The organism is Tropicimonas marinistellae (genome assembly GCF_001509585.1).
Taxonomy (GTDB): Bacteria; Pseudomonadota; Alphaproteobacteria; order Rhodobacterales; family Rhodobacteraceae; genus Tropicimonas; species Tropicimonas marinistellae.
In genome coordinates, this window is record NZ_LNCI01000005.1 from 126541 (window position 1) to 142833 (window position 16293).

Annotated in this window: 13 protein-coding genes; 6 read left to right on the forward strand and 7 right to left on the reverse strand. The window is 63.4% G+C overall.

Going from position 1 to position 16293, the window contains the following annotated elements; translation table 11 throughout:
- Positions 1-2: 2 nt before the first annotated feature.
- Together ARC39_RS11760 and ARC39_RS25605 are read right to left on the reverse strand one after the other, a co-directional pair.
- A complete protein-coding gene (locus tag ARC39_RS11760; RefSeq protein WP_068114663.1) occupies positions 3-1757 on the reverse strand; it encodes an acetolactate synthase 3 large subunit in 1755 nt (584 codons plus the stop codon).
- Between the two features lie 86 nt (positions 1758-1843).
- Entirely contained in the window at positions 1844-2170 is a 327-nt protein-coding gene (locus ARC39_RS25605) for a hypothetical protein (protein WP_149866400.1), read from the reverse strand.
- On the opposite strand from ARC39_RS25605, the gene ARC39_RS11765 reads away from it, so the two are divergent.
- On the forward strand, positions 2169-4085 hold the full coding sequence (locus tag ARC39_RS11765; protein ID WP_068114666.1) for a DUF3604 domain-containing protein: 1917 nt from the start codon (positions 2169-2171) through the stop codon (positions 4083-4085). The two genes, ARC39_RS25605 and ARC39_RS11765, sit on opposite strands and share 2 nt — an antisense overlap.
- A gap of 262 nt (positions 4086-4347) precedes the next feature.
- Positions 4348-5394: a cytochrome-c peroxidase gene (locus ARC39_RS11770; protein WP_068114667.1), complete on the forward strand. Its 1047-nt coding sequence runs from the start codon at positions 4348-4350 to the stop codon at positions 5392-5394.
- 90 nt (positions 5395-5484) lie between these two features.
- On the opposite strand, the gene ARC39_RS11775 is transcribed toward ARC39_RS11770, so the two are convergent.
- The 4 genes from ARC39_RS11775 to ARC39_RS11790 form a co-directional block, all read right to left on the reverse strand.
- Positions 5485-5877 (reverse strand): VOC family protein, encoded by a 393-nt coding sequence (locus ARC39_RS11775; protein ID WP_068114669.1) that lies wholly within the window; start codon positions 5875-5877, stop codon positions 5485-5487.
- 2 nt (positions 5878-5879) lie between these two features.
- Positions 5880-6725: an arginyltransferase gene (locus ARC39_RS11780; protein WP_068114671.1), complete on the reverse strand. Its 846-nt coding sequence runs from the start codon at positions 6723-6725 to the stop codon at positions 5880-5882.
- 103 nt (positions 6726-6828) lie between these two features.
- Positions 6829-7281, reverse strand: coding sequence for an RDD family protein (locus tag ARC39_RS11785; RefSeq protein ID WP_078059244.1), 453 nt, complete (start codon positions 7279-7281; stop codon positions 6829-6831).
- A gap of 94 nt (positions 7282-7375) precedes the next feature.
- Positions 7376-7813: a DUF2852 domain-containing protein gene (locus ARC39_RS11790; protein WP_068114673.1), complete on the reverse strand. Its 438-nt coding sequence runs from the start codon at positions 7811-7813 to the stop codon at positions 7376-7378.
- Positions 7814-8280: 467 nt separating this feature from the next.
- On the opposite strand from ARC39_RS11790, the gene ARC39_RS11795 reads away from it, so the two are divergent.
- Entirely contained in the window at positions 8281-8931 is a 651-nt protein-coding gene (locus ARC39_RS11795) for an outer membrane beta-barrel protein (RefSeq protein WP_068114674.1), read from the forward strand.
- A 4-nt stretch (positions 8932-8935) separates the two neighbouring features.
- Positions 8936-9844: a cytochrome c gene (locus tag ARC39_RS11800; protein ID WP_068114676.1), complete on the forward strand. Its 909-nt coding sequence runs from the start codon at positions 8936-8938 to the stop codon at positions 9842-9844.
- Between the two features lie 18 nt (positions 9845-9862).
- Here the strand turns inward: ARC39_RS11800 and ARC39_RS11805 are convergent, their stop codons facing one another.
- Positions 9863-11614 carry a PHA/PHB synthase family protein gene (locus tag ARC39_RS11805; protein WP_161470958.1) on the reverse strand — a complete coding sequence of 584 codons (1752 nt, stop codon included), beginning with the start codon at positions 11612-11614 and terminating at the stop codon, positions 9863-9865.
- 284 nt (positions 11615-11898) lie between these two features.
- Here ARC39_RS11805 and ARC39_RS11810 point away from each other — a divergent pair, with 284 nt between their 5' ends.
- Positions 11899-13041 (forward strand): efflux RND transporter periplasmic adaptor subunit, encoded by a 1143-nt coding sequence (locus tag ARC39_RS11810; protein ID WP_161470959.1) that lies wholly within the window; start codon positions 11899-11901, stop codon positions 13039-13041.
- Between the two features lie 4 nt (positions 13042-13045).
- On the forward strand, positions 13046-16186 hold the full coding sequence (locus ARC39_RS11815; RefSeq protein ID WP_068114680.1) for an efflux RND transporter permease subunit: 3141 nt from the start codon (positions 13046-13048) through the stop codon (positions 16184-16186).
- Positions 16187-16293 lie beyond the last annotated feature (107 nt).

The following is a 16293-nucleotide window of genomic DNA, read 5'->3' on the forward strand; positions in this document are numbered from 1 at the left end:
TGTCAGACCAGCACGGCACCGGACGATCCGATGGCATCCTTGGTGGATGCCTCGCCGAGCAGCATGTTGTTGTGCGGCTCTCCCGACGGGATCATCGGGAAGCAGTTCTCGTGCTTCTCGACCAGACAGTCGAAGATCACCGGGCCATCGTAGTTGATCATCTCCATGATCGCGTCGTCCAGGTCGGCGGGGTCGGAGATCTGGATCCCCTTGCCGCCGAAGGCCTCGGCCAGTTTGACGAAATCGGGCAGGGCCTCGGACCAGCTGTGCGAATAGCGCTCGCCATGCAGCAGTTCCTGCCACTGGCGCACCATGCCCAGACGCTCGTTGTTCAGAATGAACTGCTTCACGGGCAGGTCGTATTGCGCCGCCGTGCCCATCTCCTGCATGTTCATCAGCCAGCTTGCGTCGCCCGCCACGTTGATGACGAGGGCCTCGGGATGCGCCACCTGGACGCCAACGGAGGCAGGCAGGCCATAGCCCATCGTGCCCAAGCCGCCGCTGGTCATCCAGCGATGCGGATCCTCGAAGCCCATGAACTGCGCCGCCCACATCTGGTGCTGGCCGACCTCGGTGCAGATGTAGCGGTCGTGGCCCTTGGTCAGCGCTTCCAGACGCTGGATCGCGTACTGCGGCTTGATGATCTTGTCGGAGTTCTTGAAATAGAGGCAGTTGACCGCCTTCCATTCCTCGATCTGCGCCCACCACTTGGCCAGTCCGGCCTTGTTCACCTTGCGGCCGCGGGCCTTCCAGATCCGCAGGGCGTCCTCCAGCACATGCGCGATATCGCCGATGATCGGGAAATCGGTGCGGATCACCTTGTTGATCGAGCTTGGGTCGATGTCGATATGGGCCTTCACCGAATGGGGGCTGAAATCCGCGATGCGCCCGGTGATGCGGTCGTCGAACCGCGCACCGACATTGATCATCAGGTCGCAGCCGTGCATCGCCAGGTTGGCCTCGTAGAGGCCGTGCATCCCCAGCATCCCCAGCCAGTGCTCGCCGGAGGCCGGATAGGCGCCCAGGCCCATCAGCGTCGAGGTGATCGGGAAGCCCGTTGCCTCCACGAATTCGCGCAGCAGCTGGCTGGCAACCTTGCCGGAGTTGATCACCCCGCCGCCGGTATAGAAGATCGGGCGTTCCGCCGTCTCGATTGCCGCGACCAGATCGGTGATGATCTCGGTGTCGCCCTTGACGCGGGGCTGGTAGTGACCCGGCTTGATTTCATTCGGTCCGACGTAGGTGCCGGAGGCGAACTGGACATCCTTGGGGATGTCGATGAGCACCGGGCCCGGGCGGCCGGAGGTGGCGACGTGAAACGCCTGGTGGATCGTACCAGCCAGGTCCTCGGTGTCCTTGATCAGCCAGTTGTGCTTGGTGCAGGCACGGGTGATGCCGACGGTGTCGGCCTCCTGGAAGGCGTCCGAGCCGATCATGAAGGTGGGCACCTGGCCCGACAGGACGACCATCGGGATCGAATCCATCAGCGCATCGGTGATGCCGGTGACGGCATTGGTGGCGCCGGGGCCGGATGTGACCAGCACCACGCCGGGCTTGCCGGTGGAGCGTGCGTAGCCTTCCGCGGCATGGGCCGCGCCCTGTTCGTGGCGCACCAAGATATGCTTGATGCCCTGATCCTGGAAAATCTCGTCATAGATCGGAAGGACGGCGCCACCGGGATAGCCGAATACGACGTCCACGCCCTGGTCCTTCAGGGCCTGGACCACCATTCTTGCTCCGGTCATCTGCTGCGCCATCGTCTTTCTCCATCTTCAGGCATCGCGGCAATAAAAAACCCCCGTCCGTAGAACGAGGGCGCATGGGGTACCGTTATGGTCAACCGTTACCGGCCCATGCGCCTTTCTCCTACGAGTACAAGAATGCTGGCCATTCTCGGGGATTCCTTTCGTTTCGTGCGGGCGACCTTAGGTGCCTCTTCCGAGGGCGTCAACGGCTTTTGCGGATAAAGTGACGCAGGTGCTCCCCCGATTGGAATAATCTTTCGCAGCATGGGGGCCGCGATGGCGTCCGAGATCGCCGCAGCAGGCGGTCGAACCGGCGCGGCCGGAATGATTTTGTGAATGGCGGGGGCGCTGGTACCCTTGCCGAGGCGGCTTGTTTCTGCCGCCGCGAAACTTGGTTGCAGATGAACGATGGGGAGGTCGGTCATGCTCAAGTCTTTTTATGCAGCACAATTGATAACGGTGGGCGCATTCGCCCTTGCGGTGGGCCAGTCGCCTGCGACGGCAAACGAATTCGCCCACGATCAGGGCAAGGTCGAAGAAAACCTGTCAGACGATCATTTCTCGCCCTATGCAGGCAGGGATTTCCTGATGACCCCGCTGTGGGGGGATTCCCACCTTCACACGATGGTTTCCGTCGACGCGGGCACCATGACCCGGCTCTCGCAGGAGCAGGCCTTCCGCTTTGCTCGGGGCGAGGAGGTTACGACCACCCATGGGCTGAAGGCCAAGCTGTCGCGGCCGCTCGACTGGCTGGTGGTTTCGGATCATGCGGAGATGTATGGGCTCATGCCGCAATTGCTGGCCGGCGATCCCGAGGTGCTCTCAAGCGAGCAGGGGCGGGCCTGGTACGACGCCTTGACCGCCGGCGATCCGCAGCTGGCCTTCGATACCGCGATGGAGATCGTCGCGTCGCTGTCGGGGGACGTGGCTCCGATCGACAACCCCAGGGCAATCAGGCACGCCTGGGAGGATTACACGGCACTTGCCGACCGGTACAACGAACCCGGCGTCTTCAGCGCGATCATCGGGTACGAGTACACCACGGAGGGCGCGAACAACCTGCACCGCAACGTGCTGTTCCGCGATGACTCGATCCGGGCAAACCAGACCCGTCCGTTCTCCCAGTATGACAGCAAGAACCCCGAAGACCTGTGGACCTATCTGGCGGAATACGAGGCGCGGACAAGCGGCGAGGTTCTGGCAATCGCCCACAACGGCAACCTGTCGAACGGGCGCATGTTCTCCATGAATGCCTACGACGGCTCGCCGCTGACGGTCGAGATCGCAGAGGCGCGGGCGCGGTTCGAACCGCTCTACGAGGCGACCCAGATCAAGGGAGACGGCGAGGCGCATCCGTTCCTGTCGCCCGACGACGAATTCGCCGATTTCGATAGCTGGGATGCAGCCAACCTGAACGGGACCGAGGTGAAGGAGCCGGAAATGCTCGCCGGCGAATACGCGCGCGAGGCGTTGAAGCGTGGAATGAAGATCGAGCAGGAACTCGGTGTGAATCCGTTCAAATTCGGCATGGTCGGTGCGACCGATTCACATACGGGCATGGCGACGGCGGCCGAGGAAAACTTCTTTGGCAAGCACTCGGGCGTGGAGCCCGAGCCGAACCGCTGGGAGCACGTGGTGATCGAGGCGCCTGACCCCGACCTCACGATCTACGGCTGGAAGCAGGCGGCCGGCGGCCTCGGCGCGGTCTGGGCAAAGGAAAACACGCGGGCCGCGATCTTTGATGCGATGATGCGCCGCGAAACCTATGCGACCACGGGATCGCGGATGATCGTGCGGTTCTTCGGCGGCTGGGAGTTCACGGACGCGGATCTACAAACCCGCCTTCCGGCCGATGTGGGGTACCAGAAGGGCGTGCCGATGGGCGGGAACCTCCCCATGGCCGCCGAGGGCGGTGCGCCGACGTTCCTTGTCGCGGCCCTGCGGGACCAGTTTTCGGGCAATCTCGACCGCATACAGATCGTCAAGGGATGGGTCGATGCCGGCGGCGAGACGCAGGAAAAGGTCTACAACGTTGTCTGGTCGGGGGATCGCGCTCTGGACGCCGACGGGAAGCTTCCGGACGTTGGCAACACCGTGGATGTGGCCAATGCTGTCTGGACGAACACCATCGGGGCGCCGGAGCTGGTTGGCGTTTGGCAGGACCCGGAGTTCGATCCGGCGTTGCGGGCCTTTTACTATGCGCGTGTGATCGAGATACCGACTCCGCGGTGGACGGCGTACGAGGCAAAGCGCTTCGGCGTGACGATGCCGGACGAGGTGCCGATGACCACAACGGAACGTGCCTACACGGCGCCGATCTGGTACACGCCGGAGTCGTAATCCGCCCGGTTAAGGACGCGGCTGGTGCCGGAACGCAACGCGATTTCGGCACCGGCTGACGCACACGTCCCGTTCCATGCGATAGGCATGACGATGTTGGCTCTGGCTTCGCCGCCGACGCGTAGGGGAATGCGTATTCATGACAGATTTTATTATGTATATGAAATATGATTTATTACCCCCACAATGACACAGGTCAAAGTAACGCGAATTTTTATGGCTCAATGAGTGAACCTAGAACCACTCTAAATCGGAGCCAGAGATGCGACGTTTCCTCGTAGCCACCACCGCAATGACCTGTGTCCTGAGCGGACCGCTTGCCGCAAATGAATTGCGTGAGATGGCGCTGGAGTACTTCGAACCGTTGCCATCGACGTTGATGGCACCGGCGGACAACATCGTCACGCCGGAAAAGATCGACCTGGGCAAGGCGCTGTTCTTCGATCCGCGCATGTCGGCTTCGGGCGTGTTCTCCTGCAACTCGTGCCACAACCTGGCAACCGGTGGAGACGACAACCTTGAGACCTCGATTGGCCATGGCTGGCAGAAGGGGCCCCGCAATGCGCCGACCGTGTTGAACTCCGTCTTCAACGTCGCGCAGTTCTGGGACGGTCGCGCCGAGGATCTCAAGGCACAGGCGAAGGGACCGGTTCAGGCGGGCGTGGAGATGGCCAACACGCCGGAGAACGTGATTGCGACGCTGAAATCCATGCCGCAATACGTCGACTGGTTCGATGCGGCGTTCCCGGACGAGGAAGACCCCATCACCTTCGACAATTTCGCCAAGGCGATCGAGGCCTACGAGGTGACGCTGGTCACGCCGTCGCCGTTCGATTCCTTCCTGAACGGGAACGACGGTGCGCTCGACGAGACCGAACAGGCGGGGCTTGCGCTGTTTATGGATCACGGCTGCGTCGCATGCCACAACGGTGTGAACGTCGGTGGGCATGATTACTATCCGTTCGGCCTGATCGAGAAGCCGGGCGCGGACGTTCTGCCGGAAGGCGATGTCGGCCGCTTCGCCGTGACCGAGACGGCCGATGATGAGTACGTGTTCCGTGCCGCGCCGCTGCGCAACATTGACCAGACGGCGCCTTACTTCCACTCCGGCAAGGTCTGGGGATTGAAGGAAGCGGTGCAGATCATGTCCATGTCGCAGCTCGGGGCGGAAATGGAGGATGGCGACATCGAGAAGATCGTCGCGTTCCTCGGCACTCTGACGGGGGATATGCCAGAGGTCGTCTATCCGGTGCTACCGGCGGAGACGGGCGACACGCCAAAGCCCACCGGTCACGTCGTTCCGGAATGATGTCATAATAACAATACGCTATCCACAAAACTTCGCCGTCCGGATGAGCCTCCGGGCGGCGTTTTCGTTGTGCGGATGCCCGTGGTCGTTCTACTCGTGGGGCCGCGTGGGCTCGACGAGATCCCAGCGGTTGCCAAAGGGGTCTTCCCAGACGGCGACGGTTCCGTAGCTCTCCCGTCGTGGTTCTTCGCAAAAGCGGGCGCCAGCGGCTTCGAGACGGCGGCGATCCCTTTCGAAGTCGTCGGTTTGAAGAAACAGGCTCACCCGGCCTCCGGTTTGGTTGCCGATGGCCGCCTGCTGTGCCGGGGTGGCGGCGCGCGCCAGGACGAGACGGCATTGACCGCCCTCGGGTGCAACGGTGACCCAGCGCTTTCCGTCCTGGGGAATGTCTTCGAGCAGAGCCCAGCCGAGGCCATCCACGAAGAATGCAATCGCGGCGTCATAGTCCGGCACCACCAACGTGACGGCGGACAGGAATGGCATGGTCAGCCCTTGGTAGGGCGGCTGTCGGGCAGGGTGATCCGGGCAACCTGCTCGGCAATCGGGTCCACCGAGAGGGGATGGGTCTCTTCCATGTGGGTTTCCGGGTCGCCGATGGACTGCCAGCGGCCGCCCTTGTAGATCTCCAGCGCGTCGAAGCCGGCCTTGTACCCCATCTTCGGGCTGCCCGGCACCCAGTAGCCGAGATAGACATAGGGCAACCCGGCGGCGCGGGCGATCTCGATATGGTCGAGGATCAGGTAGGTTCCGAGCGAGCGCCGCGCGAGGCTCGGCTCGTAGAAGCTGTAGACCATGCTCAGCCCGTCATCGAGCACATCGGTCAGGCAGACGGCGGCGAGGTCTCCGGTGTCCAGATGGCCCTCCTTGACGAGTCCGGCATCGCGGTATTCCACCAGCCTTGACCGGACGGGGGTTTCCTCGACCATCGCCGCGAATTCGAAGATGTCCATGTCGGCCATGCCGCCATCGGCGTGACGGCTGTCGAGGTAGCGGCGGAAGAGCGCATATTGCGCCTCCGTCGCCCACGGAGACGTGGCGTTGCGCACCATCGAGCCGTTGCGGCGCAGCGTCTTGCGCTGACTCCGACTCGGGCTGAAATCGGCAACCCGGATTCGCGCCGAGAGGCAGGCGGTGCAATCGGCGCAAGAGGGGCGATAGAGCACGTTCTGGGACCGCCGGAATCCCTGTTTGGAAAGCGCGTCGTTCAGCTTCTCGGCATGTTCGCCCTGAAGGGCCGTGAACAGCTTCCGCTCCATACGGCCCTGAAGATAGGGGCAGGGTTGCGGCGCGGTCACGTAGAACTGCGGGGCGATGGGAAGCGTGTGACGCATGCAGCGGGGCCGGATCCGTTTCTGAACAGCGGAACGGTAACAGGGCTCGGCCATGTCGCCAAGCCCCGTTTAACCCCGTTTTACGACATCGGAAATTCTGCGCTCAACGGCTCCGGTTGAGCGCCGTGGAGCCCAGCACGAGGTCTGGAATTCCTTGCCCGCGCGCGCTGGTCATCATCAGGATTGCCGACACGAGCTGCGGGAAGAAAAACGAAAAGCAGATCATGTGCAGCGTGGTGTGGATCACCGCTTCGCCGAACGTGAGCCTTTCGTCCTGGGAATTGCGCAGCTCGATGGACATCAGCCGCATGCCAAGCGTCGAGGAACGCCCGGCGATCGTCAGGCTGCGGTACCAGAAGCTCACGAACAGCCAGACGAAGCCGTAGACGAAAAGGGCGGTGAACGCGGTGAACAGCAGGATGGGCAGTGTCAGCAGCAGGATCACCACGAAATCGACCATCCAGGCGATGGCCCGCTTCACCGGAACGTCGGCATAAAGGTCGGCGTGGAGATCGGGGTCGGGGAGGCCCCAGGAAGCGTCGGTCATGGTCATCATCTGTGCTTTCGTCGTCTCAAATACAATGTTGCGCGGCATGTGCCGCGCCGAAGGCAGAACGCCCCGCGATCCTGCGGGGCGCTGCGTTGACATGTTACGCGGGCTGGGCGTCCTGAACGGGCGCGTCGTTGTCGCCGTTGGTTGCCTTCGCCGCGTGGGCGCGTTCGTCCATGAAGGCGTCGAATTCTTGCTTGTCCTTGGCTTCGCGGAGGCGCTGCAGGAAGGCCTCGAACGCATCCTGCTCTTCTTCGAGCCGGCGCAGGGTCTCAGCCTTGTAGGCGTCGAATGCGGTGTTGCCGCTGGTCTTCATGGCGGCGTGATAGTGGCGGCGGGCCCCTCTGCGGGCGCTGCGGCAATTTCCATTGAACATGCGTTTGCTCCAGATCATGTAGGCGAGAAGGGCGAGGCCAACGGGCCAGAAAAAGATGAACCCCAGGATCATCACGGCGATCCAGGCGCCCTTGCCGCGGTCGTCCAGCCAAGCCTCGGTCCGGCCCAGCCAGGACAGGTTGGTTGCGTTAGCGGTCGTCATTTCGGTCTCCTCGTTTCAATTAATGTGAATGCCTTTCACATTGAGGAAGATGGGATGAAAGCGGCGGCCGTTCAAGACCTGATGTGAAAAGTTTTTACATTTTTTCGACGCAGGCTCCCGCGCGGTTCTGTGCAGGGAATCCCGGGGGAGGGGGCAGGATGCCGGTGGCCGGAACGGGCGTTCCGCGTCGGCGAGGGCGACCTAGTGCCGCTGTTTGCCCGTGCATGACCGATGGCGCTTGCCCGTCGCGAGCAAGAGAATAGAACATCGGCCGTCGGTAGCCCTGATCAGGGGTGGCCGGCCGGTATGTCCGGAGGTCTCCGCACGCGTTCGGAGCAACATATTCCGCGCCGGATTCCTTTGGGGCATGCGACGGATCAGTCAGAGCAGTGTCACGGAACAGGGCCGACATGGACATCACCTGCGACTCTTATGGGTCCCGAAAACCACGAAAATGGGCCGCCGCCATGGCCATGTCCGCGGCGTGTTTCGCCCAATCCGCCGGCCCGGCGGCGGCGGAACTGGTGCTTTCATTCTATCTTGGTGCGAACGCCTCACCCGATTCCACCGTGGAGTACGACTTCAAGGAAGGCGCGGGCGCGCAATCCACTGAGGTTTCTTGGGACGGCGAAGCGCTCAAGATGCCGCCCTATTTCGGCGTGCGGGCGACCTGGTGGTTCGACACCCGTCCGAACTGGGGTGTTGCCTTCGACAATGTGCACGCGAAGATCGCGGCCGATCCGATGCCCGAGGGGTTTTCCGCGCTGGAGTTCACCGACGGTGTCAACATGTACACCGGGAACGTGCAGTACCGTTGGCTGAATGACAGCCGTTTCACGCCCTATGCCGGTGTCGGTGTGGGTTTCACCACGCCGCATGTCGAGGTGCGCACGGAGGGCGGGTCCAGCGACACGTTCGAGTACCAGTTCGGCGGCGCGGCGGCGCAGGCCCTTGTCGGCGTCGATTACCGGATCAACGACCGCTGGAGTGCATTCGGAGAGGCCAAGCTCGCGAAATTCTGGCTCGACGTGGACCTGGAAAACGATGGTTGGCTCGAAACCGATGTGGTCAGCCGGCAGATCGCATTCGGTGTGAACTACACGCTCGGGCGGCGCTAGCGGGATGGCCGGGCAGGGCGGACGACACAAGCGCAGCGCCGCGCTGCTCTCGCTCGCGCTCGCGGGTTGCGACACCCCCTCAGTGCCGGACGATCAGATGGCCGATGCCCCGGCGGAGGTCTCGCGCGCGAACGGCGAGCAAGTGTTCTGGGCCGGCGGTTGCGCCTCGTGCCACGCGAGCGAGGGAGAGTTGACGGCCGAACGCCCGGCTCTCGGCGGCGGGCGCGAAATCGAAACCGTCTACGGCACGTTCACCCCTCCCAACATATCGCCGGACAGGACGGCCGGGATCGGTGGTTGGACGCTGGACGAGTTCGACCGCGCAATGCGCGGCGGCACCGCCCCGGACGGGCACACCTACTTCCCGGCCTTTCCCTACCCATCCTACGCCCGGATGACGCCGCAAGACATTTCGGATCTCTATGCCTTTCTGCAGACGCTGCCGGAGGTTTCCAGAGGTGCCGGTGGGAACGACCTCGCGTTTCCCGTAAGCCTGCCGGGCACGGCGCGACTGTGGCAGCGGGCGAATTTCCGCCCCGGTCCGGCTGTGGCCCTGACCGAGACATCGCCGGAGGTTGCGCGCGGGCAATACCTCGTCGACGGGCCGGGACATTGCGCAACGTGCCATACACCCCGAAACGCGCTCGGCGGCTTTCGCCGAAACCGATGGCTGGCCGGGGCGGAATTGCTCGACGGCGGCGGATATGCGCCAAACCTGACACCGCATTCCGACGGGCTGGGTGGCAGGAGCGCGGAGGATGTCCTGGACGCGCTTCATCCGCTGGGACCGCCGGAGGATACGGATACGGGCATGACGGCAGCACGCGTCAACCTCGCGCATTTGCCGGAGAGTGACCGGCGCGCAATCGTTGCCTACCTGATGGCACTGCCGCCGGTTGCGTCGGATTTCTGAGAGCGCGCGCAGGCGCCGTTATTTGGCACGCACGTAGCTGCCCGGCGCATCCTCGATCGGCTTGAGCTTTCCCTTGTCGGGATGCCGCGCCGGAACGGCTTCGTTGGTGTCATGCGCATCCATCCATTCCGACCAGACGGGCCACCAGGAGCCGGCCTCGAATTCCGCGCCCTCGAGCCAAGTATCCGGGTCCGTTGGATAGTCGTCCCGTGTCCAGTACCCGTATTTCGCCCGTTCCGCCGGCGGGTTGATCACGCCGGCAATATGCCCGGAGGCCCCGAGCACAAAGGTCACGTCTCCGCCCAGGAGACGCGTTGACGGGTAGATCGATTGCCAGGGGGCGATGTGATCTTCCTTGGTCGCGAGAACGAAAAACGGAACGTCGATCTTCGAAATGTCGATCGGGGTGCCGTCCATCGAAAGATGACCGCGCTGCCGCAGGCCGTTCTCGATGTAGATCTTTTCGAGGTACCAAAGCAGCATGGCCGCGGGCAGGCGGGTACTGTCGGAGTTCCAGTAGAGAAGATCGAACGCCGGCGGCTTCCGCCCCATCAGGTAATTCATCACGTGGAAGGACCAGACGAGGTCGTTCTCGCGGATCATCGAGAACATGTCCTGCAGGTGGTAATTCTCGAGGTACCCCTTCTCCTTCATGTGCTCGCGCAGGACCAGCAGCCTGTCGCGGTCGATGAAGACGCCAAGCTCGCCAACGTCGGTGAAATCCACCATCGTCGCCAGCGTCGTGGCCGTGGCGATGCGCTTGTCCTTTCGCGCGGCGAGCAGCGCCAGGGTGGCCGTGACGAGGATGCCGCCGATGCAGAATCCCAGAATGTCGAACTTCTTCTCGCCCGTGGCCTTCCCCATGGCATCGAGCGCCGCCAGCGGGCCGAGCTTCATGTAATCTTCGAAACTCATGTCGGCGTGGGCCTCGGTCGGGTTGACCCAGGAGATCAGGAAGACCGAATGCCCCTGCTGGAGCATGTATCGCACGAGGCTGTTTTCCGGTTTCAGATCGAAGATGTAGTATTTGTTGATCCACGGCGGCACGAAGAGCAGGGGACGCTTCTTCTGGGTTTCGGTGATCGGCTCGTAATGGATGAGTTGCATCAACTCGTTCTGGTAGATGACCTTTCCCGGGGTCGTCGCCAGGTCGCGGCCCACTTCGAAGGCGCTGGCATCGGTGGTGTTGATGTCGAGGCGGCCATCGCCGCGCTCGAGGTCCTCCACAAGGTTCCGGAAGCCGTCAAGAAGGCTCTCGCCATCCGTTTCCACGAAGCGCTCTCGCGCGGCGGGGTTGAGCATGAGGTTATTGGTCGGGGCGAGCGCGCTCAGGAACTGGCGGGTATAGAATTTCACCCGCAGGCTGTCCTTCGTGCCTTCGGGCAGGCGGGAGAGGAAATCCTCGGTTGCCGCCTCCAGCGCCAGATGCGAGTCGCGCAGGCCGCGGTTCAGCGGATCGGCATCCCAGCGCTTGTCGCGAAACCGCTTGTCCTTGGGGGCCTCGGTCTTGCCGAGCCAGGCATTTTGCCAGGCCGTTGCCCAGTCGAGCCACAGGCGTTGGGTGTACTGGGCCGCGACCATGGGATTCTGCAAGACCTCGGCCATCGCCTTGAGGTAGGCCTCCGACACCGATTTGGCGTCGACCACGGAAAACTCGCCCCCCGTGGCCTTTGCGACCATCTGCTCCTGGGAGCGTTGGGCGACGGCTTGCGCTCTGGCCATGAGTTCCAGCCATTCACCGGTCTGACCCAGCAGTTTGTCCCCGTTCATATGACGCTCCTCCCGCATCCGGTCTGACCGCAGGGCAAATTCCGTGCCCAGCATGACCCGCGCACCACAATGCCGCGCAGCATATGGGGCGCGTCAACAGGTCTTTTGCGCGCGCCGCCGTCATTGCGGCCGTTTGGGCGAGGGACGAATTGCGCCCGCGATGCGTGGTAATGAGGCATGTTCGGGCCGGTCGCGCGCGCGAGGCGAAACTCTCGATGCGGACGGTCGACGTGGTGGGAGGAATCAGGCAAGGTCGCGGCGGAAAATTCACGCAAGGTGTATTCATGTCCTGCAACGTAATTTCGTCGCCTCTATGGGCACTTGCGACGGTTCTGATGCTAACGAGCCCGTTGTCCGCAACCGCGCAGGACGCCGAAGGCGGAACGCCGGCGCCCGCCGTGACAGTCGTTCCCGCGTCAATGAAGACACTGGCTGACAGCGAGACCTTTTCGGGCCGCATTGAAGCGCAGGATCGTGTGGACCTTCTGGCACGGGTGCCCGGCTTCATCGAGGGGATTGGCTTCACCGATGGTGCGCGGGTCGCGGCGGGGACGGTGCTGGTCGAGATTGAGCCGGATTCCTACGAGGCGGCGATCACGCAGATCCAGGGTCAGATCGAGTCTGCAAAAGCGGAGAAGACGCTCGCGGACATAGAGGTGGACCGACAGCAGCAACTCTTTGACAAGGGCGACGTCGCGCTGACCGTGCTGCAACAGGCGCAGGCCGATCAGGGCAAGATCGACGGCCAGTTGCTGCAACTCGACGGCAGCTTGAAGGCGGCACAACTCAATCTCTCCTACACGAAGATCGCCGCACCGTTCGAAGGCCGGATCGGTCTGACCGACCTCGCGGTCGGCGCCTACGTAGGCCCCGAAACGGGACCTCTGGCCACGCTTGCGAGTATCGATCCGATCGACGTCGTCTTCCCGGTCAGCGAAGCGCAGTTGCTCGATTTTCGTGCCGCCTCGCAAAGCTCGTCGCAGAACACGTCGCTATCGCTGCGTCTGACGCTGGCAAATGGCGAGACTTACCCGCTGGACGGGGCGGCCAGCACGATCGACACCGAGGTACAGTCCGGCACGGACACGGTACTGGTGCGTGGAACATTCGGGAATCCTGACGGGCACCTGCTTGACGGCCAACTCGTGCGGGTCAGCGTTATCGCGGAATCCGACGCCCCCGTGCTGGTCGTGCCGACGGTAGCGCTGCAGCGGGACAAGGACGGTTTCTTCGTCCTGACGGTCGGCGACGACAGTGTCGTGGCGCGAACGCCGGTAACGGTGGCCCGTACGGTCGGCAGCGATGCGGTGGTTTCCGCGGGGCTCGCCGAGGGGGCAAGGGTGATTACAGTGGGGGCGCAGCGCGCCAAGGTGGGGGCGATGGTCGATGCCCAGCCGCCCGAGACGACCGCCACCGCGACGGAGTGACAGGATGATTTCGCAGGTTTTCATTCGGCGCCCGCGTTTTGCGCTCGTCATTTCGATTGTCGTGACCCTTGCGGGCCTGATTTCGCTCACGCAGCTTCCCGTGGAGCAACTGCCCGACGTGGTGCCGCCGGTGGTGAAGGTGACCGCCTACTATCCGGGCGCCGGGGCGGATGTGGTGGAATCAACCGTCGCACAGCCGATCGAGGAACAGGTCATCGGCGTGAGCGACATGCTCTACATGAAGTCCACCTCCGGTGCGGATGGCAGTTATTCCTTGTCTGTCACCTTCGAGACAGGCAGCGATCCGGATATCAACACGGTCAACGTGCAGAACCGGGTGGCGCAGGCGACCGCCTCGCTGCCGGAGGAGGTGGTGTCTGCCGGGATTACGACCAAGAAGCAATCCACCTCGTTGCTGCTCGCCATGGCGATCACGTCGGACAATCCGGAGCATGACACGCTCTACCTGTCGAACTTTGCGACGATCAACGTGCTCGACAGTATCAAACGGTCTGCGGGCGTGGGCGATGCGGTGATCTTCGGCGCGCAGGATTATTCCATGCGGGTTTGGCTCGATGTGGACCGGATGACGAGCCTGGATGTGTCGGTGGACGATGTCATTGCCGCGGTGAATGCGCAGAACGTGCAGGCAGCGGTGGGGCGTATCGGGTCGCAGCCCATGACCGACGATCCCACCTTCCAGCTCAATATCCAGACCCTCGGGCGGTTGAGTTCGGTCGAGGAATTCGAGGAAATCGTCGTGCGGGCCCGTCCGGACGGCTCATTCGTGCTGATCAGCGACATCGCGCGGGTGGAGCTTGGCGCGAAGACGCAGGATTCCTTTGCGAAATTCAACGGCGCGCCGACGGCGATGATCGCGGTCTACCTGTCGCCCGGCGCCAATGCGCTGGCGACCTCCGAAGCCGTTCAGGCCGCCGTGGAGGGGCTGGAAGGGTCCTTCCCGGAGGGTGTGAAATGGGAGGTTCCGTATAATTCCGTTGATTTCGTCGAGGCGAGTATCGAGGAAGTCATCGTTACGCTGTTCGAGGCCTTCGGTCTCGTGGTGATTGTCGTCTTCCTGTTCCTCGGTTCGCTGCGCATGGCGCTCATCCCGCTCATCGCGGTGCCGGTATCGCTGATCGGTGCGTTGGCTTTCATGCTCACGCTCGGCTTCACGATCAACACGGTGACGCTGCTGGCGCTGGTTCTGGCGATCGGCATCGTCGTGGACGACGCGATCGTGGTGATTGAGAACGTCGAGAAGGTCATGGCGGAGCGTCCCGAGGCGACGGTTGCCGAGGCCACGAGCGCGGCCATGAGCCAGATCACTGCGCCGATCCTGGCGATCACATTCGTGCTCCTGTCGGTCTTCGTTCCGGTCGGATTCCTGCCCGGCATTCCCGGGATCATGTTCCAGCAATTCGCGGTCGCGGTGTCCTTCTCGATGCTGATCTCGGCGCTGAACGCGCTGACGCTCAGCCCGGCGCTCTGCGTGCTGTTGCTGAAACCGCATCAGGGGCCCGCCCGTGGCCCGCTCGCCTGGGTCTCGGCGCAGATCGACGATGCCCGCGATGGCTATGCCCGCATTGCCGGCATCTTCGCCCGGCGCGCGGTTCTGGCGCTGGTATTCCTCGGCCTGGCGCTGGTGGGCACGGGGCTCCTGTTCAAGTCGACGCCGACGGGGTTCCTGCCGGTGGAGGACCAGGGCGCCTATTTCGTCGAGGTTCAACTCCCCGAAGGCGCCTCGGTGAACCGCACCGGCGCCGTGATGGAAGACGCGGAGCAGATCGTCAGCAGCGCGCCGGGCGTGGCGGACGTCTTGGCGGTGACCGGCTACAGCTTCGTGGACGGTCTGGTGAAGTCGAACGGCGGCTTCATGATCGGTATCATGGAACCGTTCGAGGAACGGACCGACCCGGCCAAGTCGGTGGATTCCGCACTCCTCTACGCGCGCAACCAGCTTGCCCAGCTGCGCTCGGCGGTCGGCATACCGTTCAACCTGCCTCCAATTCCCGGCCTCGGCACCGGTTCGGGTTTCGAGTTCCAGCTCCTGGACCTGCAAGGCGGCAGCATTCTCGACCTTGGGGCAATCGCGCGTGGCCTCGTGACGGCGGCCAATAGCGATAGCCAATTGTCGGGGGTCTACACCACGTTCTCCGCCCAGACGCCGAAGCTGGATTTCGATCTGGACCGGCAACGATTGCAGACGCTCGGTGTCGATGTCAGCGCGGTCTTCCGCGCCATGCAGGTGATCCTTGGCGGGTATCACGTCAACGACATGAACCTTTTCGGACGGTCCTGGCAGGTCAACCTGCAGGGCGAGGAGCGGTATCGCCGGAGCGTCTCGGATATCGGCCGGATCCACGTGCGGAATGCCGATGGCGAGATGGTTCCGGTCAATGCGGTGGCCGATGTGGAACTGGTGCAGGGCCCGCAATCCCTGGTGCGCTACAACAATTTCCGCTCGGTGACGGTGGCGGGCAATCCGGCGCCCGGCGTCTCCTCCGGTACCGCGATTGCAGCGATGGAACAGGTCGCCCGGGAATCCCTTCCGGCCGGCTACAGCTACCAGTGGACGGGCACCGCGCAGCAGGAGATCGAATCCGCCGGCAAGACGCCCATCGTGCTCGGGCTGGCCGTGCTGTTCGCCTACCTGTTCCTCGTGGCGCTCTACGAAAGCTGGACGATTCCCCTTTTCGTGCTGTTGTCGGTCTCCTTCGCAATGGTCGGCGCGATGCTTGCGCTGCGCATCGCGGGGCTGGACAACAACCTCTACGCCCAGATCGGGCTCGTGGTGCTCATCGCGCTGGCGGCCAAGAACGCGATCCTGATCGTGGAATTCGCGATGGAGCGGCGGGCCAGCGGCATGGACCTCGTGGATGCGGCGGTGGAAGGCGGCCGGGAACGGTTCCGCGCCGTGATGATGACGAGCTTCGCCTTCATCGCGGGTCTGCTGCCGCTTGTGGTCGCGACCGGGGCATCCATGCTGGCGCGCCGCGGCGTGGGCACACCCGTCTTCGGCGGCATGATCGCCGCGGCCCTTGTGGGGGTCTTCTTCATCCCGGCGCTCTATGTCGTAGCCCAGTGGATACGGGAACGGATTCACGGCGCAGGCGCCGCCGCCTCGACCGGCGAGGACGGCTGACGGCGTGACGCCATGGCATGGGCCGACCGGATTGCGGAGGAACTGGCAACGAAGCCGGCGCGCTTGGCGCCGGCTTCGTTTGGACAGGTTTCCGTGCGGCGACGCCG